Genomic DNA, 22,217 nt, shown 5'->3' with positions numbered 1-22,217 from the left:
GGGTAGAAGGCGGACGAGTAGGTCAGTTCGCCCGCGCGGCGAAGACCACCGCGAAGCAGATCAGCAGCGCGTAGCGGAGTGCCGGGCCGCCGCTGCCGTCCAGCGCCGCGGCGAGCAGGCCGCACCCGAAGGCCACCGCCCACAGCACCGGCCCGACGGCCAGGCAGACGGTCTCCGGCAGCCGTTCGAACCAGCGCCGGCCCAGCGGCTGGAGCACCACCAGGGCGAAGGAGTTGACGGCCGTCACCACGCTCACCCAGCCCAGGGTGACCGCCATCCGGTCGTGCATCAGCAGCGGCACGGTGGCTTCGATCTGGGTGAAGCCGACGATGGCGAAGAGCGCCTGGGCGCAGATCAGCAGCGCCATCGGCCGGGACCGCAGCAGTGTGCGGTAGCCCGGCCCGGCGCCGTCCGCCCCGGCCGGCTTCCCGGCCGGCCCGGTCCGCGGCCGGACCGCCCAGGTGACCACCAGCAGCGGCAGCGCGGCCGCCGCGTTGGCCACGTACAGCCAGCGCAGGGCGCCGGTGGGGGTGTCCGCGCCGTGCAGCGCGAGACCGGCGATCACCGAACCGGCGCCGATGCCGACGTTGTTGACCACGTGCCGGAGGGTGAAGGCGGTGCGCCGCCGGCTCTCCGGCACGGCCTCGTCGACCACGCCGACGATGGAGGCGTAGAACAGGCCGAAGCCGACGCCGACACAGCCGCCCGAGAGCAGCACCGGCACGGTGCTGCCGGCCGGGGCCAGCAGCGCGTATCCGGCGGCGAGCGCGGCCGCGCCCAGCACCCCGACCCGGTGCGGTCCGCGCCGGTCCGCCAGTGGGCCGCCGAGCAGCGCGGCGGCGAAGCTGGCGGCGGCCATGGCGACGAAGTAGCCGCCCGCGATGCCCGGGCCCAGGCCGAGGAGTTCGCTGATGTAGATGGCGGTGAACGGGAAGCACAGCCCGTTGCCGGCGCTGGACAGCAGCAGGCAGGCCATCAGGGCGGTGAAGCGGCGGCCCATCCGGTCCGGCGCCGCGCCGCTCACGTCCGCCCGCCGCGCGGCGCGGTACCGGTCCCGGGAGCCTCACTCATCCGTTCAGCGCGTCCCGGGTCTTCAGCAGCTCCTCGACCACCGTGAGGTCGTACGGGGCCGGGAGGGAGAGCACCACATGGGCCGCGCCGGCCTCGGCGAACCCCTCGACCAGCGGCAGCTGGTCGGGGTTGACCATCACCGTGCGGGTCACCTCGCGCGGGTCGCGGCCCACCCGGGCGCACCGGTCGTCGAGCACCTCGTTCAGCTCGCGGAACTCGGCGACCGGGTCCGCGGAGGCCCAGCCGTACCAGTTCCACCAGTCGGCCTCCCGGGCGACCAGCTCCAGGGTGCGCTTGCGGCCGCCGCCGCCGATGAGCACCGGCAGCTCGCCGGCCGGGCCCGGGTTGAGGGTGCCGAGACGTTCCTTCACGGCCCGTACCGCGGCGGCGAAGTTGTCCATGCGCTCGGCCGGGCCGGGGAACGGCAGTCCGTAGGCCCGGTGCTCCTCCTCGAACCAGCCCGCGCCCAGCCCCAGGACCAGCCGGCCGCCGCTGAGCTGGTCGACCGTGCGGGCCATGTCGGCGAGCACCTGGGGGTTGCGGAACGCGGTGCAGCTGACCAGCGGGCCGATGGCCGCGTGTTCGGTCTCCACCGCCATCGCGGACAGCAGCGCCCAGCACTCGAAGTGCCGCCCGGCGGGGTCGCCGGTGTGCGGCAGGAAGTGGTCCCAGGTCCACAGCGAGTCCACGCCCAGTGCGTCCGCCGCCCGCCAGGCGGCGCGCAGCGGGCCGATGTCGGTGTGCTGGGGGTGCAGCTGGACGCCGACCCGCAGGCCGGACCGGTGGTGCTCGGGCATGGGAGAGCCTTTCGTATTGTTCCGGCGCGGCGGGCCGGGGCACGGGGCGGGCGAGGCGTCAGGGGGTGACGACGACGCGGTACACGGGCGTCTCCGCGGTCCGTGCCAGGGCCTGCTCGACGTCGTCCAGCGGGTACCGGGCGGTGACCAGCCGCTCCAGGTACGGGGTGAGGGTGCCGCCGCGCAGCAGCGCGGCCGCGGTGCGCCAGTCCTCGGGCTCCTGGCTGTAGGAGCCGGTGACGGTCAGCTGGCGGCGGTGCACCTCGTACCCCGGGAGTTCGGCGGGCGGCCCGTCCGGGGAGCCGCCGAACAGGACGATCCGGCCGCCGTCGGCGACCGCCCGGAGCGCGGTCTCGACGGCGGCCTTGGAGGCGATGGTCACGAAGACCACGTCCGCGCGCGGCACCGAGTCGAGCCGGTCGGGGGTGATGGCCGCGTCCGGTCCGGCGGCCTCGATGGCGGCGCGGCGCTCGTCGTCGAGTTCGACCACGGTCACCGAGGCGGCCTGCCGGTGGCGGGCGAGGGCGAGGTGCAGGTGGCCCATGTAGCCGGCGCCGATGACGGTGACCCGGTCGCCGGCGCGGAGCCCGCCGCGGCGCAGCGAGTGCACCACGCAGGCGAGCGGTTCGCCCATGGCGGCGAGCGCGGGGTCGATCTCGCCGACCGGCCAGACCTGGGCGGCGGGGACCCGGACGTACTCGCCGAGCCCGGCGCCCATGGTGATCGCGCCGTCGTCGCGGACCCCGCCCTGGGGGGAGGCGCAGATCGCGGACTGCCCGCCGCGGCAGGGGCGGCAGGCCCCGCAGCGGGTGAGCAGGTCGACGGTGACCAGGTCACCGACGGCCGGGGCGTCCTCGAGTGCCGCGGCGGCGGCCCCGACGCGCTCCACCCGGCCCGCCACCTCGTGGCCGGCGGCGGTCGGGTAGACCGGCATGCGACCCGCGTAGAGGTTGCCTTCCATGGTGCACAGTCCGCAGGCCGCGACGCGTATCAGCACCTCGGTGTCGCCCACGTCCGGGACCGGGATCTTGCGTATCTCCACCTGGCCCGCCGCGGTGATGACAGCTGTGCGCATGGGAACTGCCTTCCGAATACATGACGTTGTGCCCGGAGGCTATGCCCGGTGGGTCGGTGGGGCAAGCGGAAGATCAAAAGCGGTCGGGGGCCGGGTGACGACGCGTCAGTGCCGGTGGGCGCTGTGCCGCCCGGCGCGGGCCCGCCGGTAGGCGAGCCAGAAGACGACCGCGCCCAGTGCCGCGACGGCCGCGCCCACGACCGCCGCGACGTGCATGGCCTGGACGTAGCCGGTGTCCGCGGCGGCGGCCAGGTCGGGCAGCCGCAACCGTTCGGCGACCAGCCGGGTGGCTTCGGCGGACTCCTCGGCGGTGGCGGCGGCGCCGGGCTCCACCTCGGCCAGCTCCGCGGAGATCTCGCCCCGGTACACGGAGCTCAGTACCGAGCCGAGCACGGCCACGCCGAGTACGCCGCCGATCTGCCGCAGCGAGTTGTTCACGGCGGAGCCGGCGCCGGTCCGGTCGGGGGGCAGCACCGCCATGATGGCCTCGGTGGTGGGTGCCACCGCGGCGCCCATGCCCAGGCCCTGCGCGACGAGGAAGACCCAGAACAGCGGCAGCCCGGTGTGCTCGTCGAGGACGATGTAGGAGAGGAAGCCGGCGGAGGCGGTCAGCAGGGCGGCGGTCACCACCGCGCGGACCCCGAACCGCTTGACCAGCCGGGCGGATCCGGCGGCGCCGAGCATCACCCCGGCGGCCACCGGTGCCAGGGTGAGGCCGCAGGTCAGCGGGGACTGGTCGCGCACCCCCTGGAGGTAGAAGCTGGTGTAGTACATCGAGCCGTTGAGACCGAAGAAGACCAGCATCACCGCGACTCCGGCGCCGGTGAACCGGCGGTTGCGGAACAGCCGGACGTCGAAGCTGGGGTTGGCGACCCGGAGTTCCACCGCGACGAAGACGGCGATCAGGGCCAGTCCGCCGGTGATGGCGCCCCAGACGGCCGGGTCGCTCCAGTCGTTGCGGTGGCCGCCCTCGATGACGCCCCACACCACGGCGAACAGCCCCGCGGTGGAGAGCAGCACGCCCAGCGGGTCGAAGCGGTGCTCCACGAACCGCACGGCGGCCGGTAACCAGATCAGCGCGCCCGCCATGCACAGCAGCACGATCGGGACGTTGACCAGGAAGACCGAGCCCCACCAGAAGTGGTCCAGCAGCGCCCCGCCGAGCAGCGGGCCGCCGGCGATGGCCAGTCCGCTGGAGGCGGACCAGATGGCGATGGCGGTGGCGCGGTGGCGTGCGTCGAAGACCTGGGCGATCAGGGCGAGGGTGGCGGGCATGATCAGCGCGCTGCCGATGCCCATCACGCCGCGGGCGACGATGAGTTCGGTGGCCGATCCGGAGTAGGCGGCCCATACGGAGGCGCCCCCGAACACGGACATCCCGGCCAGCAGCAGCGCGCGGTGGCCGTAGCGGTCGGCGAGTACCCCGCCGGTGAACAGCAGCACCGCGAAGACCAGCGTGTAGGAGCTGATGCTCCACTGGAGTTCGCCGGGGTCCGCGCCCAGCCCGTCGTCGGGGTCGGCGAGGGTGGTGAGCGCGACGTTGAGGACCGTGTTGTCGAGCCATACCGCGAGCTGGGCCAGGATGAGTACGCCGAGGGCCAGCCACTGGCGGCCGGTGGGGGAGGAGGATTCCGCGGCCGGGTGGGCGGCGGCGGTCGACGCGGTGTTCGGTGCGGCCATGGGTGCAGCGCCTTTCGGGACACTGGGGGCGACGTTCCGTGTGGTGCGGCGGGGGACGGCTTGCTCCGGCTCGGAAGTTATCAACCGGGTGGGCGTGCGGGCGGGCTGATCGCCGAACACGCGTTTTCCCCCGGCCGTCGGGCGGGTGGCCGCGGCCCGTCCGGTGGTGGGGCATCGCCGCAGGTGGCGGCCGTCCCGGCGGACGAGGGCCGGCTCCGCGGCGCGGCCGCGTCCCGCCCGGATGTCCGGATGGAGGCGCGAGTCGGGGCTTTTGCGACGTCATGGACTGATGTCCGGGTTGCTCGCCGGTGTCCAAAAGGGCGGGATCTTCCTTGCCGGAAAGTCCGCATGACGGATAATGTGAAAGCGCATTGGCGGGGGTTTAGCCGTGCAGGCAAAGGCAATGGGGGTGCCCTTTGAGCCATTTCGGAATTCAACAAAGCGATTTTGCGCCATTCGGTGACGGCGGCGATGGCCACGCGGCCGCCGCCGAGGCGCCGGCCGCGGAAGTCGCCGCGGACAATCTGGAGGCCGCGCTCGGCCAGGCGCTGACCCTGCTGGAGACGGCCGTCCACCACCACCGCAGGTCCACCCTCGCCTGCGCCACCGCCGACCTCCCGGTCGGCGGCGAGGCGGTGGCCGGCTGGGTCGCCCGGCTGGTGCTGCGGGCGGAGCGCGCGGTGATCTGGAGCCTGCCCGAGGTGGCCTCCGAGGAGCACGGCAGGCTGATCGCCCAGACGCTCGCGCAGCTCGCCGAGAAGGGCGTGCGCACCCGGATGCTCTGCCCGCCGCCGGTGATCCGCGGCGCGCTGTGGGCCCGCACGATCGGCGTCTTAGGTTCCGAGGTCGAGGTGCGGGTGTCGCACGCGGTCCGCCAGGAGCTGGTGGTGGTGGACGCGGCCGCGGTGATCGCGCCGGACGCCACCCCCGGCGAGCCGGGCGGCTCCCGGGCCTCGATGATCCAGAACTCCACCGTCGCCGACATGACGTACCACCTGCTGTCGGGCATGTGGGACACCGCGCAGCGCCCCACCCGTCCGCTCTCCTTCGAGGGCGGCGCGCGCGGCCGGGTGCTGCGGGAGGTGCTGGCGCTGATGGCGGACGGGTACAAGGACGACGCCGCGGCCCGGAAGCTGGGCCTGTCGGTGCGCACCTACCGCCGTTACGTCGCGGACATCATGCGGGATCTCCAGGTCGAATCCCGGTTCCAGGCGGGGGTGCGGGCGGTGCGTTCCGGCCTGATGGAGACAGGTTCTTAAGTGACCTGAGTCACATCTGTGCAGCTCTATGACAGTTGTGGTTACCAACGGGTTGTCCCACCGTGCGCCGTGACAGCTAGTGGACTCGGACCTTGCTGCGCCCTGGCCGGACGCCTAGCGTCGGGGCGTTCGCCGGTAACTCTCTGGCTTCAGCCCATGACCTGACTGGCTTCAGTCCATGACCCAACTGGAGGTGCGGGGCTCATGACCGCCATCGTCGAAGAGCGTCAGGAAATCATCAAGGACATCGTCACCGACATCCTTGAGATCGACCCCGACGAGGTCACGGAAACCAGCCTTTTCAAGGAGGAGCACGACGCAGACTCGCTCCGTGCCATTGAAATCCTGGCGGCACTGGAAAAGGAATTCGACGTGGTCATCAACCAGTCCCAGTTGGCGCGCATGGTGAACCTCCAGGGCGTCTACGAGGTCGTTTCCGAAGCGGCCGGCTGGTAATAGCCGCCACGGCGGTACTCCTGGGAGGCGCGCGATCATGTACGAGGAACCGACCCGCAGAGTCGTCATCACGGGTCTCGGATCGGTGTCCGGCATCGGTATCGGCAAAGCCGAGTTCCTGGCCGGACTGCGTTCCGGGAAAAGCGCCGCCAAACCCATCACCGCTTTCGACACCGAAGGCTTCGAACACACCACCGCCTGCGAGATCACCGATTTCGATCCGGCGCACTGGATAGAAAACCTCGACCCGGGGACACTGGGCCGCGCCAGCCAGTTCTCGGTCGCCGCGGCCCGTATGGCCGTCGCCGACGGCGGACTCGACGAGGACCGGCTGCGCGCCGCCCCCTCCCTGGTCTCCATCGGCACCACCGACGGGGAGGCGCGGGACCTGGACCAGCTGGTGGAGACCGAGGTGCGGCAGGGTCCCGAGCACATGGACCCCGCCCTCGCCCGCCGGGTCCCGGCCGGGCGGCTCTCGGCCGCCGTGGCCCGGGAGTTCGGGCTCCGCCGGGTCGAGGCCGTCACCCTGCCCACCGCGTGCGCGGCCGGCAACTACGCCATCGGGTACGGCTTCGACGCCATCCGCAGCGGCGACGTGGAGTACGCGCTGTGCGGCGGGGCCGACGCGCTGTGCCGCAAGACCTTCACCGGCTTCTACCGGCTGGGCACCATCGCACCCGAGAAGTGCCGGCCCTTCGACGTCGACCGCAAGGGCATCCTCACCGGCGAGGGCGCCGGCGTGCTCCTCATGGAGTCGCTGGAGTCCGCGCTGGCCCGCGGCGCCCGCATCTACGCCGAGGTCCTCGGCTACGGCCTCAACTGCGACGCCCACCACCCGGTCGCCCCGCACCAGGACAGCGTCGCCCACTGCATGCGGCTGGCCCTGGAGAACGCCGGGATCGAGCCCGGCGAGGTGGACTTCATCTCCGCGCACGGCACCGGCACCAAGGCCAACGACGTCACCGAGGCAGGAGCGATCCGCCAGGTCTTCGAGGTCCCGCCGCGCACCGTCTCCATCAAGTCGATGATCGGCCACACCATGGGCGCCGCCAGCGCACTGGCCGCCGTCGGCTGCGCGCTCGCCCTGACCGAGGGCTTCATCCCGCCCACCATCAACCACGAGCGGACCGACCCCGAGGTCGCGCTGGACTGCGTGCCCAACCACGCCGTCGAGGCCGAGCTGCGGGTCGTCCAGAACAACGGCCTGGCCTTCGGGGGCAACAACGCCGTCGTCATCTTCGGCAGGTGGGAGCCGGAACGCACGGGAGCCCCGGCGTGAGCCGGCTGATCACCGGAGCCGGAGCGGTGGTGAGCGTCGGCGACGGGGTCGAGGCGATGTTCCGCGCCCTGTGCGCCGGCACCAGCGGAATCAACGAGATCCGCGGCTTCGACCGCACCCGGTACCGGGCCCGGCACGCCTACGAGATCGACGACCGGGCGGGCGGCGGCGACGAGCCCGGCCGCGCCACCCGCTGGCTGCTGCGGGCGGTCGAGGAGGCCGCCGCGCAGGCCGGGCTCGGCGACGACCTCAGCGGGGTCCCGGTGCTCGTCGGCACCGGTCTGCGCGAGCTGCGCTCGGCCGAACTCGCGCACCGCGACGGCATCGCCTTCGACATGGACCGGATGCACTTCGGCACCGCGCTGCGGGAGCGCTTCGGCGCCGACCGCACCTACACCGTCGCCGGCGCCTGCTCCGCCTCCCTGCACGCCCTCGCCATGGGCGGCGACCTGCTCGACGCCGGCGTCGCCGACACCGTTGTCGTCGCCGGCGTCGACACCATCACCGAGAGCATGTACGGACTGGTCGACCGGGTCCACCTGGAACCGCCGGTCCGGGTCCAGCCGTTCGACCGCGCCCGCCGCGGGGTGCTCATGGGGGACGGCGCCGCCGCCGTGGTGCTCCGCCGCGAGGAGACCGCCGCCGCCCCGGCCGCCCTGGGCCGGCTCTGCGCCGTCAGCATGAACTGCGACGCCCACCACGTCACCGCCCCGGACGCCCGCGGCATCGCCGAAGCCGTCCGCGAGGCGCAGTGGAAGGCCGGGGTCAAACCGCGCGACGTCGACCTGGTGATGCTGCACGGCACCGGCACCGTCCTCAACGACGAGGCCGAGGCCGCGGCCATCGCCGAGGTGTTCGGTGACGACGCCGGCGGACCGCTGATGACCGCCGTCAAGTCGATGACCGGGCACACCTCGGGCAGCTCCGGCCTGGTCAGCCTGATCGTCGCGCTGAAGGCGATGGAGACCGGCCAGGTGCCGCCCACCACCGGCCTCACCGACCCGGTCCCGGAGGCCGCCGGGTTCCGGTTCGCCACCGGGGAGGTGCGCGGCGCGGACATCGGCGTCGCCCAGATCGGGGCGTACGGCTTCGGCGGCGTCAACGCGGTCGCCATCGTGGAGAGGACGGGCCGGTGAGCGCCGAACGGATCGCCGTCACCGGTGTCGGCCTGGCCCTGCCCGGCGCCGACCACCCGGCCGCGCTGCTGCGGACCGAGCCGGCCGGCCCCGAGCTGTTCGACACCGGGGCCGTCATCGGCCGCCGCGGGCACCGCTACAAGGACCGCGCCACCCAGCTGGCGCTGTGCGCCGCGGTGCACGCGCTGCGCGACGCCGCGCTGATCCCCGCCGACGGCGAGGAACCGTCCGTACCCGGGCACACCGTCGGGGTGGTCGCCAGCTCCAACCTCGGCAACCTCGACACGGTCTGCCGGATCACCGCCGAGATCGCCGACCAGGGCGCGGACCGGATCAGCCCGATGGCCACCCCCAACGCCTCCAGCAACGTGGTCGCCTCCTCCGTCGCCCTCCGCTTCGGCCTGCGCGGCCCCAACCTGATGCTCTGCAACGGGCCCGGCTCGGGCCTGGACGCCGTCCACTGGGGCGCCGGCCTGATCACCGCCGGCCGGGTCCGGCAGGTCGTGGTGGTCGGCGTGGAGCCGCGCAACGACATCGTCGGCGGTCTGCTCGGCCGGGACCCCGACCGGCTGCTGGACGGGGCGGCCGCGCTGGTCCTGGAGAGTGTGCGCACCGCCCGCGGCCGCGGCGTCACCCCGGCCGCGGTGCTCGGCCGCTACGAGCGCCGGGCCGGCCTCGGCGCGTGCGTGACGGCGCTGCTGGCCGGGCCGGCGGCCGGCCCGGCCCCCGGCATCTGGTTCACCCCCGAAGGCCACCCGGCCGCGGCCGACGGGGACCCGGTGCACCGGTCCGTGCCCCGGCACGACCTCACCCGCGCCTTCGGCCCGGCCTCCGGCGCGCTCGGCGTGCTGCAGTGCGCCGCCGCCACCGGCTGGCTCGGGGCCGGCGGCACCGGCCCGGCCCTGCTCACCGCCGGCGACGACACCGCGGACGCGGTCGCCGGACTCCTCGTCGAGGGGTACGAGGCGCCGTGATCCCCGGACCCGAGGAAGCGGTGCTGCTGCGCCTGGCCCGCCCGGCAGCGGCCGGCGGCGGCCCGCTGCGGGTGCTGCTGGTGCACGGGCTGGCCGGCGGCGCCGCCGTGTGGGACCGCTTCGTCGAGCGCGCCCACCCCGGCTGCGAGCTGTGGACCGCCGACCTGCCCTGGCGCGGCGCCGGGGTGCCCGGCTGGCCGGACCGGCCGCCCCACGAGTGGATCGAGGAGGCGGTCGGCCGACTGCCGCACCGCCCGGACGTGATCGTCGGACACTCCTTCGGCGCCGGCGCCGTACTGGCCTGGCTGGCCCGCTCCGCGACCGCGGGGCGCCAACCGCGCGGCGCGGCGCTGGTGTCCCCGTTCTACCGGGCCCACCAGGAGATGTTCGACTGGGACACGCTCGCCTACTACCTCAACCACTTCGACCGCATCCTCGACGACGGCCTGCGGGTCAGCTCCGGCGGCCGGCTGGAGGGGTCCCTCCGGCGGGACATGGCGCTCAAGGTGCGCGACCGGATCGGCCCGTACGGCTGGATGCGCTTCTTCGACCAGTACCTGGACACCCCGCGGCTGCCCGTCGAGCGGCTGTCCCTCCCCGTGCAGCTGATCGGCGGCGCCGAGGACTTCGCCTCCGACCCCGCCGAGGCGGCCGGGCTGGGCCGGGCGCTGCCCGACGCCCGGGTCGGCATCCTGCCCGGAGTCGGCCACTTCTCGATGGTGGAGAGCGCCGACGCCTTCGCCGGCGTCCTCAACGGCTTCCTCTCCACCCTCACCGGCCGGCCCCGGCCGGACGCACCCCTCCCAGCGATGGAGCACAACTGATGACCGCTGCTGTCGAGCCGTCCCCCGGGCTCGGGTATCTGCTGGGTGACACCACCGTGGTGCGCCTGCGCCCGCGCTTCGAGGGCTCCAACATCGGCACCTGGATCGGCTTCAAGCACATCAACTACCTGGTCGAGGAAGCCGTTCTGGTGCACTTCGACCGGGCCGGATGGCCGTCCCGGCGGCTGTACGCCGAGCACGGGCTGGCGTGCGAGTTCACCGGGATGGACACCCGGATCCTGCACGCCCTCCACCTCGACGACCAGGTCGAGGCCGAGATCGCGCCGGCCCGGTTCCGCGGCGAGCGGGGCGACGCGCTCACCTTCAAGGTGACGCTCCGGGTGGACCGGGACGGCGCGGCGCTGAAGGCGGCCACCTCCAAGGTGCGGCTGAGCCTGCGCGCCGACCCCGCCGCGGCGCCCGGGGTGCCCGCGGCGTTCCGGCCGTTCACCGTGGCCCGGCTGGGCGAGGAGCTGCCGCCGGTGGCCGACCCGGCCCCGGAGTACACCGCGGCGGCCGAGCGGGTGCTGGCCTCGGGCGGCGACGAGACGGCGGTACTGGCCGCGCTCACCGCGGGCCGCAACGCCCACGCCTGGAAGTGGAACATCAGCTACCCGTACTGCCACTTCACCGAACGGCTCCAGCTCTCCGGCTACCTGCGGCTGATGGAGGAGGCCAAGGACCGCTTCGTGCGCGACCGCGGCATCTCCATCAAGACCCTGCTGGACGAGCGGAAGTGGATCCCGGCCTGCCCGGCCTCCCGCGTCCGGATCGTCGACGAGGCGCTGATGGAGGAGGACCTGTACACGGTCTACGCCGTGGAACTGGTCTTCAAGGACCTCACCTACACCTCCCGGATGGACAACTACGTGCACCGCGACGGCCGGCTCCGGCTGGTCCAGTCCGGCACCATCACCCACGGCTACGCGGAGATCACCGGCCGCGGCGACTGGGGCCTGGTCCCCTTCGACCAGCGGGTGCTGGACGCCCTGAACGGCACCGGCCGGGACACGGGGAACGCCTGATGGACGACGTACTGATCACCGGGCTGGGCACCGTCTCCTGCCTCGGGTCGGGCATCGACGCCTACTGGCGGGGGCTGAACGCGGCGCGCAGCGCACCCGGGCCGATCCCGGTGCCGGACGCGAACATGCCCTACCCGTCGATGTACCTGGTGCCGGAGGCGGACCTGCCCGACGGGCCGCCGGAGCAGGACGGGCTGCCGATCGGCCGGGGCTCCCGGCTCGCCCTGGAGGCCGCCCGGCAGGCCGTCGCCGACGCCGGGGCCGACTCGCTCGCCGCGCTCGACCCGCGCCGGATCGCCGTCTCGATCAGTACCGGCATGGGCGACGCCGACCTGCACGAAGGGTGGCGCCCGGGCGGGCCGCCGGACACCGACCGCTGGGCGCCCGCCTTCCCGGTGGCCGCTGTGGTCGGCGGCCGGCTCGGCGCCGAGGGCGGCAACACCAGCATCAGCAACGCCTGTTCGGCCAGCGGCTACGCGCTCACCGTGGCCGCCGACCAGATCCGCGCCGGAGAGGCCGACGTGGTCGTGGTCGGCGGTGCCGAGGCCTGCTCCCGGGTGGCGCTGGCCTGCTTCAACCGGCTGGGCGCCATGGACCCCGAGCGGTGCCGGCCGTTCGCCGCCGACCGCCGCGGCACGCACTTCGGCGAGGGCGCCGCCGTCCTGGTCCTGGAGTCCGCCGCCCACGCCCGCCGCCGGGGCGCCGGCACGGTGTACGCCGCGCTGGCCGGCAGCGGCTGGAGCTGCGACGCCTACCACGCCACCGCCCCCGAGCCCACCGGTGCGGAGATCGAGCACGGCATGCGGCAGGCGCTCGCCGAGGCCGGGGCCGGTCCGGAGGAGGTGGCGTTCGTGGTGCCGCACGGCACCGGCACCGAGCTCAACGACGTGGTGGAGAGCGAAGTCCTCGGCACGGTGCTGGGCGACCGCGCCGCCGGGACCCCGGTCTACAACCTCAAGGCGCTGATCGGCCACACCGGTTCCGCGGCCGGCGCCTTCGGCGCCCTGACCTCGGCACTCCTGCTGCACCACGGGAGGGTGCCGGGGAACGTCGACATCGGCGAGCGGGACCCCCGGTGCGCGGTGTCGCTGCCCACCGCCGGCGCCCCGACCCGTGGCCGGTTCGGGCTGGTCAACGCCTACGCCTTCGGGGGCAACAACATCTCCCTGGTCCTTCAGGAGGCCCGGCTGTGAGTCAGACGAGCGACGCCCTGGTCGTCACCGGCCTCGCCGTGGTGGAGGCCGACGGCTTCGACCACCGGACCGCGCTGGGCCGCCGCGGCTACAAGTACCTGCCCCCCGCCGCCCAGTACTTCCTCGCCGCCTCCCGGCAGGCGCTCGCCGGGCCCGGCGAGCACACCCAGCAGGCGGTCGACCCGCGGCGGCGCGCGGCCACCGTGGGCACCAACAGCGCCGCCGTGGCGGTGCACGCGGCCATGGACCGCACGGTCGTGGACGGCGGGTCGGACGACCTGAGCCCGGCGTCCGCCCCGTACTTCTCCATCAACACCTACATCAGCAAGCTCGCCGTGGAGCAGTCGGTCAAGGGGTTCAACATCACCTTCACCAGCCCGCGGATCGCCGGCCTGGAAGCCCTGGAGACCGGGCAGCGGTCGGTCGCCGTGGGCCGCGCCGACTGGCTGCTGGCCGGGGCCACCGAGGCCGCGCTGCCCGGCTCCGCGCCCGGCGCGGCCGGCTCCGAGGCGGGCGCGGTCGCCTTCGTGCTGGAACGCCCGGACACCGTGGCGGCCCGCGGCGGCACGGTCCTCGGCCGGGTCGCGGTCCGGTCCTTCTTCCTGCCGCCGCGGACGGCCGCCGCGGCCCAGGGCGCCCGGCGCGCCGAGGAGCGGATCCAGGACGCCCTGGAGGCGCTGGGCCACCACCCGGCCGGCGGCGAGCGCGTCACCGCGGTGCTCGACGACTCGCCCGTCGGCCGGGCGCTGGCCGAAGCGCTCGGCGACCGCGCCGGACACGTGCCGGCCGGGGCCGGCTGCCTCACCCCAATGCGGCACGTCGCCGGCGGCCTGGCCGGCACCGGCACCGCCCCGTCGGTGGTGATCACCGCGGCGGCGGAGGGGAACGTCGCGGTCTGCGTCACCACCCCGGCCGCCGGGCCCACCGGCGCCGAGCAGCCCGCCGGCGCGGAACGAGGAGGAGTCCAGCACCGATGATCACGTCACTGAGCGGCTCCTGGAGCCTGATCCTGGGCGCCTCCAGCGGAATGGGCCTGGCCACCGCCCACGAGCTGGCGCGGCACGGCGTCAACATCGTGGGCGTGCACTTCGACACCGCCGCCGGCCAGGAGAAGGCGGCGGACGCCGAGCGGGAGATCCGGGCCGGCGGCGTCCAGGCGCACTTCTTCAACATGAACGCCGCCGCCCAGCGCACCCGGGAGGAACTGGTGCCGCGGATCGCCGAGCTCACCGGCGGCCAGGGCGTCCGGATCCTGCTGCACTCCCTGGCCTTCGGCACCCTCGGCCCCTTCCTGCCGGCCGCCGGGCAGCCGGGGATCGCCGCCCGCCAGATGAACATGACGCTCGACGTCATGGCGCACTCCCTCGTCTACTGGACCCAGGACCTGTTCGCCGCCGGGCTGCTCGGCCGCGGCGCCAAGGTCTACGCGATGACCAGCTCCGGCGACCGGAAGGTGACCGCCGGCTACGGCGCGGTCTCCGCCGCCAAGTGCGCCCTGGAGTCGCACGTCCGGCAACTGGCCCTGGAGCTGGCCCCGTCCGGCGTCGCGGTGAACGCGCTGCTCGCCGGGGTGACCCGCACCCCCTCGCTGGAACGCATCCCAGGCAGCGACCGGCTGGCCGAGGTGGCCGCCCGGGTCAACCCGCACCAGCGGCTGACCCGGCCCGAGGACGTCGCCGAGGCCGTCGTGCTGCTCTCCCGCACCGACTCGTCCTGGATCACCGGCAATGTGATCGGGGTCGACGGCGGCGAGTCGCTGACGGCCTGAGCGAGGGAACGAGCACCGGGATGACCGCTGGAGACAGCCGTACGACGGAACACCTGCTGATCGAGAGCGGCGGGCCGGAGTCCGGGCCGGCCTGTGCCCGCTTCCTCGGCGACGCCGTGCGGCTGGCCGAGGACGGCCACCGCGTGGTCCTCCTCCTGATCGAGAACGGGGTGCTGGCCGCGCTGCCCGGCGCCTGCCCGGAGATCGACCGGCTCGCCGGCCTGGGCGCCGAGCTGTGGGTGGACGGCTTCTCCGCCGCCCAGCGCGCCCTGGCCACCGGCGACCTGAGCCCCGCCGCCCGGCTGGTGGACATGGACCGGGTGGCCGCCACCCTGCTGGAACCCGCGGTACGGGCGGTGTGGCACTGAGATGGCCGCCGTCCCCCGCACCGACCTGCTGCTGATGGTCTTCGCCGCCCCGCACCAGAACGAACACGTGCTGTCCGCGCTGCGGCTGGCCACCGCGGTCCTCGATCGCGGTGCCCGGCTGCAGATCTGGACCTGCGGGGACGCCACCGGTCTCACCTGGGCCGGGCACGGCGACAGCAAGCCCCGGAACCTCGTCGACTGGGAGCGCCACTACCCCTCCACGGCCGCCGTCGCCGCCGGGCTGCTCGCCGACCACCCCGGCCGTCTCCACTGGTACGTCTGCCGGACCTGCAGCGACGACCGCGGCATGGCCGACCAGATCCCGCAGGTGCGGCGCAGATCGCCGTTCCGCTTCGCCGAGCACGTCCGGGCCGCCGGCAAGACGCTGTCCCTGGGGGTGTGCTGACATGACCGGACCCGGCCCCGAACCCCGCCCCGGCATCGAACCCGGTCCCGGGCACCGCCTCGAACCCGGCATCGAACCCGGCCCCGATCCCCGCTCCGGCCCCGTGCCCGGGGCGGCGCCGGAGCGCTGGCTGGTGGTGATGGAACGCGCCTACCGCGGCGCCGTCGAATCCCAGTACGCCGACGGCCTCAACTTCATCCAGGACCTGCACCGGCAGAGCGGTGGCTGCGACCTGGCCCTGCGCGGCGCGGCCGTCGGCTACGCCCTGGAGACCGGCTTCGAACCCTCGGTGCGGATCGGCCACCGCACCCTGGACACCCTGCCCGACCCGCGCGCCGCGGTCCGCCGGATGCTGGCCGACGGGATGACCGTCCTGGTCGAGGAGGACGGACTGGCCGCGCTGGGGCGCACCGCCCGGGACCGGCTGCTGCCCGGCGTACGGGTCGTCGGAAGCGGCGAACTGGCGGCGAGCTGGCCCTCCTACACCCAGGTGTGGTTCCTGTGACCGGGCCTCGCCCCGGCGCCCCGCCCCGCCCGGCGGCGTCCCGTGCCCCCGGCGGCCCGCCCGGCCAGGGCGCCCCGCCGGCCCCGGCCACCCCCGCCGCGGCCCCCGTCCGCCGCCCGCTCACCCCGCCCGCCGTCACCTCCCGAGGAGCGCACCCGACCATGGCCTTCCCCACCCGCCCCGGCGGACCGCTCATCTCCGCCTGGGCCGCCGTGTCGCCCTGGGGTCTGCACGGTGCCGACTTCGCCGACGGGCTCGCCACCGCGCGCCGCACCGAACGGCCGGTGGACGCGGCCGAGTGGAGCGTCCCGCAGCCGACCGCCTGCCTGGTCCCGGACTTCCGGATCAAGGAGCTGCTGGGCCGCAAGGGCACCCGCACCATGGACCGGGCCACCGGCCTGGCGGTCACCGCGCTGCGGCAGCTGCTCGCCGCGGGCGGACCGGAGGCCGGCGGGGACGGCGGGCGGCTGCCCGGAGTGGGGGAGTACGCGGGGCTGGCCCTGGGTACCAGCACCGGCAGCGCCCAGAGCAGCATGGACCTCACCCGTGAATCCCTCACCAGCAGCCGCCCGTTCTTCGTCGACCCGGCCCGGGTGCCCAACTCGGTGATGAACTGCGCCACCGGCACCTCGGCCATCTGGCACCGCCTCAAGGGCCCCAACGCCACCATCGCCGGGGGCCGTGCGGCCGGGCTGCTCGCCCTGCGCTACGCCCTGCGGCTGCAACGAGCGGGCCGGGCCGATACCGTGCTGTGCGGAGCGGTGGAGGAGTTCTCCGCCGCCCGCGCCTGGCTGGACTGGCACTCCCGGCCGGCGGGCCGGGAGACCGCGGTGCTCGGCGAGGGCGCGGCGTTCTGGCTGATGGAGCCCGGCGAGACCGCGGCCGCCCACGGGCGCGGCGGCCTCGCCGAGGTCGCGGGTCTGGAGTTCGGCTTCGCGGCGGACGGCACCGAGGTCCGCCCGGTCCTCACCGAGGTCCTGCGGCGCCTGCTGGACGGCGCCGGCGCGACCCCGGGCCAGGTCTGGGCGGTCGCCGACTCGCACGCGCCGGGCGTCGAAGGGGAGGCCGAACGCGAGGTGCTGGCCGAGCTGTTCGACGGCCGGCGGCCGCTGCGGCCGGCTCCGGCCGAGTCCCTCGGCGACACCTGCGCCGCCTCGGCGGCGTTCCAGGTCGCCGCGGTGCTCGCGCTCGCCGAGCGCGGCGACGCGGAACCCGGTGGTCTCGCTCTGATCACCTCGGTCGACCGGGACGGTGTGGTCGGGGCCGCGCTGCTGCGGACCCGGTGACGGCCCGGCAGAGCCATCACACGCGAGGAGACAGTGAGATGACGACGGACAGACCCACGGCGCTGGTGTTCCCCGGGCAGGGTGCCCAGAAGCACGGCATGGGCGAGACATGGCGGGAGACCGCGTCCTGGCCGCTGGTCGCCGAGATCTCCGAACACACCGGCACCGACGCCGAGGACCTGCTGCTGCACGCCGACGACGAGACGCTGAAGCGCACCGACCTGGCCCAGGTCGCGGTCTTCACCACCGAGGTCCTCGCCTACCACGAGGCACGGGCGGCCGGCCTGTTCGGCGAGGTCACCGCCTGCGCCGGACACAGCCTGGGCGAGTACACGGCGCTGTACGCCGCCGGAGCGGTCTCGCTGGCCGACGCCGCCCGCCTGGTCGCCGCCCGGGGACGGGCCATGCGGGAGGCCGCGGACCGGTCCCCGGGAACCATGGCCGCCGTGGTGCGGATCGACGCCGACACCGCGGCCGGACTCGCCGCGCGGGTCCGGGAGAGCGGACAGGACGTCTGGCTGGCCAACATCAACGCCCCGGGCGCGGTGGTGGTCTCCGGCACCGACGAGGGGGTTGCGGCGCTCGCCGGGCTGGCCCCCGAGGCGGGCGGGAAGGTGATCCGCATCCCGGTCGGCGGCGCCTTCCACAGCCCGCTGATGGCAGCCGCCGCCGACCGGCTGGAGGCCGCCCTGAAGGCCGCCGAGTTCGCCCGGGCGCACATCCCCGTGGTGGCCAACGCCGACGCCCGCCCCTACACCACCGGCGACGTCTGGCCCGCCCTGGAACTGCGCCAGCTCACCGGCCCGGTGCGCTGGGAGGAGAGCGTCCGCACCCTCGCCGGAGAACTCGGCTGCACCCGTTTCGTGGAGCTCGGCCCCGGCCGTCAGCTGATCGGCATGATCCGGCGGATCGCCAAGGACGCGCAGACCGTCCCGGTGGACGCCTACGCCGCGCTGGTCGCCGCCACCGGCTGACCCCCGCACCCGCCATCTCGGCCCCCGCCCCCCGACCCCCTGACCCCCGACCGCTCGACCGTCCGGGCAGCTCCCGGACGCCCGCGGGCCCCCCCGCACCGCAACCGTGGGTCCACCCCCGTGACCCCCGCACCATAAGGAGACCCCCATGACCGACTCCACCGTCGTCCTCGACCTCGACGACCTGCGCACCCTGATCGCCGACGTCCTCGACGTGGACGAGGAGGATCTCACCGACGACGCCGAGTTCATCGAGGACCTGGGCGTGGACTCGCTGATGGCCCTGGAGGTCATGGTCGTCCTGGAGAAGAAGTACGCCATCCGGCTCGGCGAGGACGAACTGAAGAAGATCACCTGTCTGCGCGCGGCGTACGACCTGATCGCCGAGAAGCTGGAAGGCTGACCGTGCCCGTCTCGCGTGCCACACCGGTGGACGGCGTCCCCCGGGTGATCGACCCGGGCGGCGCCGGCAGCCCCGCCCGGACCGTCGTCGTGATCGACCCCGCGGAGCGGGTGTTCGCCGGGCACTACCCCGGCTTCCCGATCTTCCCCGGCGTCTGCCTGATCGAGTACGTCCAGCTCAGCGCCCTGGAAACGCTGCCCGCCGAGGGCGGCCCCTGGCGGCTGGCCGCCGTGGAGTCCACCCGGTTCGTCGGGCCGGTCTTCCCCGGCGACACCGTCACCATCGAGCTGACCTGGCAGCGGCTGCCGGGCGGCGACGCCTGGCGCTGCAAGGCGGAGGCCGCGACCGAGCGCGGCAGGGCCGCCCGGCTGCGGCTCCGCTTCGAGATCCGGAAGGCCCCGTGATGTACGGCACCCACGCGTTCAAGCAGATGCTGCCGCACCGCTACCCGATGCTGCTCGTCGACCGGATCACCGAACTGGTGCCCGGCGAACGGGCCCGCGGGCTGAAGGCGGTCACCGTCAACGAGCCCTGGTACGCGCACGTCCCGGACGACGCCGGACCCGAGGACTACCACTACCCGTCCCCCATCCTGCTGGAGTCCTGGTGCCATGTGGCCGGGTACCTGGTCGGCCGCGACAGCCCCAACCCGGACGTGCTCACCGGCCAGGCGATGCTCCTCGGCGGGGTCGCCGACATCGAGTTCCTCCGCCCGGTGCTCCCCGGCGACGTGGTGGAGCACCGGGTCACCCTCTCCCGCGTGGTCGGGGAGACCTTCGTCTTCGAGGGCGACAGCACCGTCGGGGACGAACCGGCGATGACGGTGGGCCGCCTGGTGATGACCATGCGCCCGGCCTCGGAGCTGCCCCAGGCGGCCCCGAGCGGGCGACCGGACTGAAAGGGAGAGCGAGGACATGCCCGGGACATCGGGAACACACGACGGCGGGCGGGTCGCCCTGGTCTCCGGCGGCTCGCGCGGCATCGGCCGGGCCACCGTGCTGCGGCTGGCGCAGGAGGGCTACGACGTGGCCTTCTGCTACGGGGCGGATCCGGAGGCCGCCCGGTCGGTGGAGAAGGCGGCCGCGGACCTCGGCGGCGGCCGGGTGATCGGCCGGCGCGCCGACGTCACCGACGCCGGCTCGGTACGCGAACTGGTCGCCTTCACCGAGCAGGAACTCGGCGACATCGACGTGGCGGTCACCTCCGCGGGCATCACCCGGGACAACCCGCTGCTGCTGATGAAGGACGAGGACTGGCACCAGGTGCTGGACGTCAACCTCGACGGCACCTACCACGTGTGCCGCGCGGTGGTGTTCGGGATGATGAAGCGCAAGTCCGGTTGCATCATCAACATCTCCTCGGTGGCCGGGGTGTACGGCAACGCCACCCAGACCAACTACGCCGCCTCCAAGGCCGGGATCATCGGTTTCACCCGGTCCCTCGCCAAGGAGGCCGGCCGCTACCGGGTCCGCGCGAACGTCGTCGCGCCCGGATTCATCGAGACCGACATGACCGCCGGCCTGCCCGAGAAAGTCCGGGACGAGGCGGCGAAGAGCATTCCGCTGCGCCGCTTCGGCCGACCGGAGGAAGTCGCCGACATGGTCGCGTATCTTGTCCGAGCGGACTACGTCACCGGCGCCGTTTTCCAGGTCGACGGTGGCATCGTCCTCTGAAGGGGGAGACGGTTATGGCCGGACGCCGGGTCAGGGCGCCCAAGGTGCCACGTTTCTATTTCAACTTCCGGAGTCCGTACTCCTGGATCGCCTACCGCGACCTGCTCGACCGCTATCCGGACGTGGCCCGGGCGGTCGAGTGGCGGCCGTGGTGGGACCCGGACGAGCGCGACGAACACTCCCTGCGGGAGGCCGGCGGCTCCTTCAGCTACGTCGCGATGTCCCGGGACAAGCACCTGTACATCCTCCAGGACGTACGCCGGCTCACCCGGCAGCGCGGACTGACCGTCAGCTGGCCGGTGGACGAGGACCCCGACTGGTCCGTCCCGCACTACGCCTACTTCGTGGCGCTCCGGGCCGGGCGCGGCCCGGAGTACCTCGACCTCGTCCACCGGGCACGCTGGCTGGAGGGCGCCGACATCTGCGACCGGACCACCGTCGCCCGCCTCGCCGGGGAACTCGGGCTGGACCCCGAGCGGATGGCCACCGCCGCCGACGACCCGGAACTGCGGGAGCGGGAGGGCGTGCCGGCACTGCTCGACCAGAGCCGCGACGGAGTGTTCGGCGTGCCCTTCTTCACCCTCGGATACGACCGGTTCTGGGGTGTCGACCGGCTGCCGGCCTTCGTCGACGCGGTACGCGCCCGCGACGGCGGCCCGGCCGCCGCGCCCGGGCCGGCGAGCCCGGACCCCGGCTTCCTGGCGGCCCGCGCCGCGGAGCAGGGCCACGAAGGGGGGTGCGGCTGACCGCCGCGCGCCCCGTCCCAGCGCAACGAGCAACACCGGATCGCACCCCGGGTCCGCACCCCGGGATCCCGACGGATGCCCCTTCACCCATGGAGGACGACAGATGCCCGAGTCGAGGCCGACCCGGCATACCTCGCTCAGCAGCAGGACGCTGTCGCTGGCCACACTGCCGCTGGCTCCGTTGTACGGAGCCGGGCTGGCCTATCTGGCGTACCATCCGCGGCGCAGCTCCGAGCGCGGGCATCCCCGGCAGTACGGGCTCCCCAGCCAGGAGCTGAAGATCCCGTTCCGGCCCCGGAAGTACATCCACGCCTGGCTGTGCCCGGGCGCCACGGACCGGGTGGTCGTCCTCGGCCACAGCCTGGGGCTGAGCAAGGTGCGCACCCTGGAGCACGCCAAGTTCCTGCACGACGCCGGATACACCGTCTGTCTGTTCGACCACCGCAACCACGGGTCCAGCAGTCAGGACCCGGCCTGGCGCGGCCTGGGCGACCGGTTCGCCAGCGACATCGTCAAGGTCGTCTCGCACCTGCGATCGGCCCGGGGCTACGGGGCCGCCCGGTTCGCCGTGTACGGCTTCTCCTTCTCCTGCTTCTCCTCGATCTGGGCCCTCACCCAGCCGGGCTTCGAGGTGGACGCGCTGGTCTGCGACAGCGGCCCGGGCCATGACGTGGCGCCGCTGCTGCGGAACTTCCTGGACGCGGAGCACCTGCCGCTGCCCGCACCGCTCCGCGGCGAGCCGGCGCGTTCGATCGTCACCGGGGTGCTGTGCGCGGTGGGCCCGGCGATGGCCCGCGCGTCCTCGGACCAGTGGCCGCCGCCGGCCCTCGGGAAGTTCGCCCGGGTTCCGCTGCTGTGCATGTCGGGGGAGCTGGACCCGGTCGTCCCGCCCTCGTCGGTGGACGCGTTCGCCGAGCGGTTCCCGCAGGCCGAGACGCATGTGCTGCCCGGCGCCGGGCATCTGCTGGGCCTGCGCACCGACCCCGAGGCCTATGCGGACGTGGTACTGGACTTCCTCGAACGGGCCATGGGGTAAGTCGATGGCCCGGACCGTGGTGTTCCGTCCGGCGGACCGGGCGGAGGTGGCAATCTACACCCATGCCCGCTGGACGGCCCCGGTCACGGCCCCGCGCCCGCAGCCGCCGGACCATCCCGCGCGCACACCCGCAACCGACCGTCCGCGAAGGATGGTTCTCATCGGAAAAAGGAAGAGAGAGCATGCGTAAGGTGCTCATCGCCAACCGTGGCGAAATCGCTGTCCGCGTTGCCCGTGCTTGTCGGGATGCCGGGATCGCGAGCGTAGCCGTGTACGCCGATCC

26 protein-coding genes are annotated in these 22,217 nt (G+C 74.0%); 22 read left to right on the top strand and 4 right to left on the bottom strand.

The features are described from left to right. Window positions 1-22: 22 nt before the first annotated feature. From ACH4B3_RS25780 to ACH4B3_RS25765, 4 genes are all read right to left on the bottom strand, one after another. Complete coding sequence (locus ACH4B3_RS25780; protein WP_398466534.1) at window positions 23-1,024, bottom strand: MFS transporter; 1,002 nt, start codon at window positions 1,022-1,024, stop codon at window positions 23-25. Between the two features lie 43 nt (window positions 1,025-1,067). Further along, window positions 1,068-1,868, bottom strand: coding sequence for an LLM class F420-dependent oxidoreductase (locus ACH4B3_RS25775; protein ID WP_398466532.1), 801 nt, complete (start codon window positions 1,866-1,868; stop codon window positions 1,068-1,070). A 58-nt stretch (window positions 1,869-1,926) separates the two neighbouring features. Further along, window positions 1,927-2,943 (bottom strand): zinc-binding dehydrogenase, encoded by a 1,017-nt coding sequence (locus ACH4B3_RS25770; RefSeq protein ID WP_398466530.1) that lies wholly within the window; start codon window positions 2,941-2,943, stop codon window positions 1,927-1,929. Window positions 2,944-3,048: 105 nt separating this feature from the next. Then, on the bottom strand, window positions 3,049-4,623 hold the full coding sequence (locus ACH4B3_RS25765) for an MFS transporter (protein ID WP_398466528.1): 1,575 nt from the start codon (window positions 4,621-4,623) through the stop codon (window positions 3,049-3,051). 416 nt (window positions 4,624-5,039) lie between these two features. On the opposite strand from ACH4B3_RS25765, the gene ACH4B3_RS25760 reads away from it, so the two are divergent. The 22 genes from ACH4B3_RS25760 to ACH4B3_RS25655 all read left to right on the top strand — a co-directional run. Next, window positions 5,040-5,882 (top strand): response regulator transcription factor, encoded by an 843-nt coding sequence (locus ACH4B3_RS25760; RefSeq protein WP_398466526.1) that lies wholly within the window; start codon window positions 5,040-5,042, stop codon window positions 5,880-5,882. A 204-nt stretch (window positions 5,883-6,086) separates the two neighbouring features. Then, complete coding sequence (locus ACH4B3_RS25755; protein WP_398466524.1) at window positions 6,087-6,338, top strand: acyl carrier protein; 252 nt, start codon at window positions 6,087-6,089, stop codon at window positions 6,336-6,338. Between the two features lie 37 nt (window positions 6,339-6,375). After that, window positions 6,376-7,617 carry a beta-ketoacyl-[acyl-carrier-protein] synthase family protein gene (locus ACH4B3_RS25750; RefSeq protein WP_398466522.1) on the top strand — a complete coding sequence of 414 codons (1,242 nt, stop codon included), beginning with the start codon at window positions 6,376-6,378 and terminating at the stop codon, window positions 7,615-7,617. Then, window positions 7,614-8,753 carry a beta-ketoacyl synthase N-terminal-like domain-containing protein gene (locus ACH4B3_RS25745; protein ID WP_398466521.1) on the top strand — a complete coding sequence of 380 codons (1,140 nt, stop codon included), beginning with the start codon at window positions 7,614-7,616 and terminating at the stop codon, window positions 8,751-8,753. Before ACH4B3_RS25750 ends, ACH4B3_RS25745 begins: the two co-directional genes overlap by 4 nt. Continuing rightward, a complete protein-coding gene (locus tag ACH4B3_RS25740; RefSeq protein ID WP_398466519.1) occupies window positions 8,750-9,727 on the top strand; it encodes a beta-ketoacyl synthase N-terminal-like domain-containing protein in 978 nt (325 codons plus the stop codon). The genes ACH4B3_RS25745 and ACH4B3_RS25740 overlap by 4 nt, the downstream gene beginning before the upstream one ends. Beyond that, window positions 9,724-10,551, top strand: coding sequence for an alpha/beta fold hydrolase (locus ACH4B3_RS25735; protein ID WP_398466517.1), 828 nt, complete (start codon window positions 9,724-9,726; stop codon window positions 10,549-10,551). The genes ACH4B3_RS25740 and ACH4B3_RS25735 overlap by 4 nt, the downstream gene beginning before the upstream one ends. Next, window positions 10,551-11,576 carry a hypothetical protein gene (locus ACH4B3_RS25730; protein WP_398466515.1) on the top strand — a complete coding sequence of 342 codons (1,026 nt, stop codon included), beginning with the start codon at window positions 10,551-10,553 and terminating at the stop codon, window positions 11,574-11,576. The genes ACH4B3_RS25735 and ACH4B3_RS25730 overlap by 1 nt, the downstream gene beginning before the upstream one ends. Beyond that, window positions 11,576-12,769 (top strand): beta-ketoacyl-[acyl-carrier-protein] synthase family protein, encoded by a 1,194-nt coding sequence (locus ACH4B3_RS25725; RefSeq protein ID WP_398466513.1) that lies wholly within the window; start codon window positions 11,576-11,578, stop codon window positions 12,767-12,769. The genes ACH4B3_RS25730 and ACH4B3_RS25725 overlap by 1 nt, the downstream gene beginning before the upstream one ends. Next, a complete protein-coding gene (locus ACH4B3_RS25720; RefSeq protein WP_398466511.1) occupies window positions 12,766-13,746 on the top strand; it encodes a beta-ketoacyl synthase N-terminal-like domain-containing protein in 981 nt (326 codons plus the stop codon). The genes ACH4B3_RS25725 and ACH4B3_RS25720 overlap by 4 nt, the downstream gene beginning before the upstream one ends. Continuing rightward, entirely contained in the window at window positions 13,743-14,537 is a 795-nt protein-coding gene (locus ACH4B3_RS25715) for an SDR family oxidoreductase (protein ID WP_398466509.1), read from the top strand. Before ACH4B3_RS25720 ends, ACH4B3_RS25715 begins: the two co-directional genes overlap by 4 nt. A 20-nt stretch (window positions 14,538-14,557) precedes the next feature. Next, window positions 14,558-14,905, top strand: a complete 348-nt coding sequence (locus ACH4B3_RS25710) for a hypothetical protein (RefSeq protein ID WP_398466507.1) — start codon at window positions 14,558-14,560, stop codon at window positions 14,903-14,905. Between the two features lies 1 nt (window position 14,906). Then, window positions 14,907-15,311, top strand: a complete 405-nt coding sequence (locus tag ACH4B3_RS25705; protein ID WP_398466505.1) for a hypothetical protein — start codon at window positions 14,907-14,909, stop codon at window positions 15,309-15,311. 1 nt (window position 15,312) lies between these two features. Further along, window positions 15,313-15,816, top strand: coding sequence for a hypothetical protein (locus tag ACH4B3_RS25700; RefSeq protein WP_398466503.1), 504 nt, complete (start codon window positions 15,313-15,315; stop codon window positions 15,814-15,816). A gap of 161 nt (window positions 15,817-15,977) precedes the next feature. After that, on the top strand, window positions 15,978-17,102 hold the full coding sequence (locus tag ACH4B3_RS25695) for a beta-ketoacyl synthase N-terminal-like domain-containing protein (RefSeq protein ID WP_398466501.1): 1,125 nt from the start codon (window positions 15,978-15,980) through the stop codon (window positions 17,100-17,102). A gap of 38 nt (window positions 17,103-17,140) precedes the next feature. Further along, window positions 17,141-18,076: an ACP S-malonyltransferase gene (locus tag ACH4B3_RS25690; RefSeq protein ID WP_398466499.1), complete on the top strand. Its 936-nt coding sequence runs from the start codon at window positions 17,141-17,143 to the stop codon at window positions 18,074-18,076. A gap of 148 nt (window positions 18,077-18,224) precedes the next feature. After that, a complete protein-coding gene (locus ACH4B3_RS25685) occupies window positions 18,225-18,479 on the top strand; it encodes an acyl carrier protein (RefSeq protein ID WP_398466497.1) in 255 nt (84 codons plus the stop codon). 2 nt (window positions 18,480-18,481) lie between these two features. Beyond that, a complete protein-coding gene (locus ACH4B3_RS25680) occupies window positions 18,482-18,883 on the top strand; it encodes a 3-hydroxyacyl-ACP dehydratase FabZ family protein (RefSeq protein WP_398466495.1) in 402 nt (133 codons plus the stop codon). After that, window positions 18,883-19,377, top strand: a complete 495-nt coding sequence (locus ACH4B3_RS25675) for a 3-hydroxyacyl-ACP dehydratase FabZ family protein (RefSeq protein WP_398466493.1) — start codon at window positions 18,883-18,885, stop codon at window positions 19,375-19,377. The genes ACH4B3_RS25680 and ACH4B3_RS25675 overlap by 1 nt, the downstream gene beginning before the upstream one ends. A gap of 16 nt (window positions 19,378-19,393) precedes the next feature. Beyond that, on the top strand, window positions 19,394-20,152 hold the full coding sequence (gene fabG / locus ACH4B3_RS25670) for a 3-oxoacyl-[acyl-carrier-protein] reductase (RefSeq protein WP_398466491.1): 759 nt from the start codon (window positions 19,394-19,396) through the stop codon (window positions 20,150-20,152). A 14-nt stretch (window positions 20,153-20,166) separates the two neighbouring features. Next, complete coding sequence (locus tag ACH4B3_RS25665) at window positions 20,167-20,898, top strand: 2-hydroxychromene-2-carboxylate isomerase (protein ID WP_398466489.1); 732 nt, start codon at window positions 20,167-20,169, stop codon at window positions 20,896-20,898. 103 nt (window positions 20,899-21,001) lie between these two features. Beyond that, window positions 21,002-21,934: an alpha/beta hydrolase gene (locus tag ACH4B3_RS25660; protein WP_398466487.1), complete on the top strand. Its 933-nt coding sequence runs from the start codon at window positions 21,002-21,004 to the stop codon at window positions 21,932-21,934. 182 nt (window positions 21,935-22,116) lie between these two features. Beyond that, window positions 22,117-22,217, top strand: a 101-nt coding sequence (locus tag ACH4B3_RS25655) for a biotin carboxylase N-terminal domain-containing protein (RefSeq protein ID WP_158786612.1), incomplete at its 3' end; no start/stop codon positions are given.

Origin of the sequence: Streptomyces sp. NPDC018031 (assembly GCF_044327625.1) — a bacterium.
GTDB lineage: Bacteria > Actinomycetota > Actinomycetes > Streptomycetales > Streptomycetaceae > Streptomyces.
The sequence above is the reverse complement of the archived record's forward strand: the minus strand, read 5'-3'. Positions and strand labels throughout refer to the sequence as shown.

Bases quoted from the DNA above. Each gene is read 5' to 3' on its own strand.
- ACH4B3_RS25675 (WP_398466493.1), top strand. From the start codon at position 18,883: ATGTACGGCACCCACGCGTTCAAGCAGATGCTGCCGCACCGCTACCCG.
- ACH4B3_RS25660 (WP_398466487.1), top strand. From the start codon at position 21,002: ATGCCCGAGTCGAGGCCGACCCGGCATACCTCGCTCAGCAGCAGGACG.
- ACH4B3_RS25690 (WP_398466499.1), top strand. From the start codon at position 17,141: ATGACGACGGACAGACCCACGGCGCTGGTGTTCCCCGGGCAGGGTGCC.
- ACH4B3_RS25665 (WP_398466489.1), top strand. From the start codon at position 20,167: ATGGCCGGACGCCGGGTCAGGGCGCCCAAGGTGCCACGTTTCTATTTC.
- fabG (WP_398466491.1), top strand. From the start codon at position 19,394: ATGCCCGGGACATCGGGAACACACGACGGCGGGCGGGTCGCCCTGGTC.
- ACH4B3_RS25750 (WP_398466522.1), top strand. From the start codon at position 6,376: ATGTACGAGGAACCGACCCGCAGAGTCGTCATCACGGGTCTCGGATCG.
- ACH4B3_RS25705 (WP_398466505.1), top strand. From the start codon at position 14,907: ATGGCCGCCGTCCCCCGCACCGACCTGCTGCTGATGGTCTTCGCCGCC.
- ACH4B3_RS25695 (WP_398466501.1), top strand. From the start codon at position 15,978: ATGGCCTTCCCCACCCGCCCCGGCGGACCGCTCATCTCCGCCTGGGCC.
- ACH4B3_RS25685 (WP_398466497.1), top strand. From the start codon at position 18,225: ATGACCGACTCCACCGTCGTCCTCGACCTCGACGACCTGCGCACCCTG.
- ACH4B3_RS25725 (WP_398466513.1), top strand. From the start codon at position 11,576: ATGGACGACGTACTGATCACCGGGCTGGGCACCGTCTCCTGCCTCGGG.
- ACH4B3_RS25775 (WP_398466532.1), bottom strand. From the start codon at position 1,868: ATGCCCGAGCACCACCGGTCCGGCCTGCGGGTCGGCGTCCAGCTGCAC.
- ACH4B3_RS25765 (WP_398466528.1), bottom strand. From the start codon at position 4,623: ATGGCCGCACCGAACACCGCGTCGACCGCCGCCGCCCACCCGGCCGCG.
- ACH4B3_RS25730 (WP_398466515.1), top strand. From the start codon at position 10,551: ATGACCGCTGCTGTCGAGCCGTCCCCCGGGCTCGGGTATCTGCTGGGT.
- ACH4B3_RS25755 (WP_398466524.1), top strand. From the start codon at position 6,087: ATGACCGCCATCGTCGAAGAGCGTCAGGAAATCATCAAGGACATCGTC.
- ACH4B3_RS25710 (WP_398466507.1), top strand. From the start codon at position 14,558: ATGACCGCTGGAGACAGCCGTACGACGGAACACCTGCTGATCGAGAGC.
- ACH4B3_RS25700 (WP_398466503.1), top strand. From the start codon at position 15,313: ATGACCGGACCCGGCCCCGAACCCCGCCCCGGCATCGAACCCGGTCCC.
- ACH4B3_RS25715 (WP_398466509.1), top strand. From the start codon at position 13,743: ATGATCACGTCACTGAGCGGCTCCTGGAGCCTGATCCTGGGCGCCTCC.
- ACH4B3_RS25770 (WP_398466530.1), bottom strand. From the start codon at position 2,943: ATGCGCACAGCTGTCATCACCGCGGCGGGCCAGGTGGAGATACGCAAG.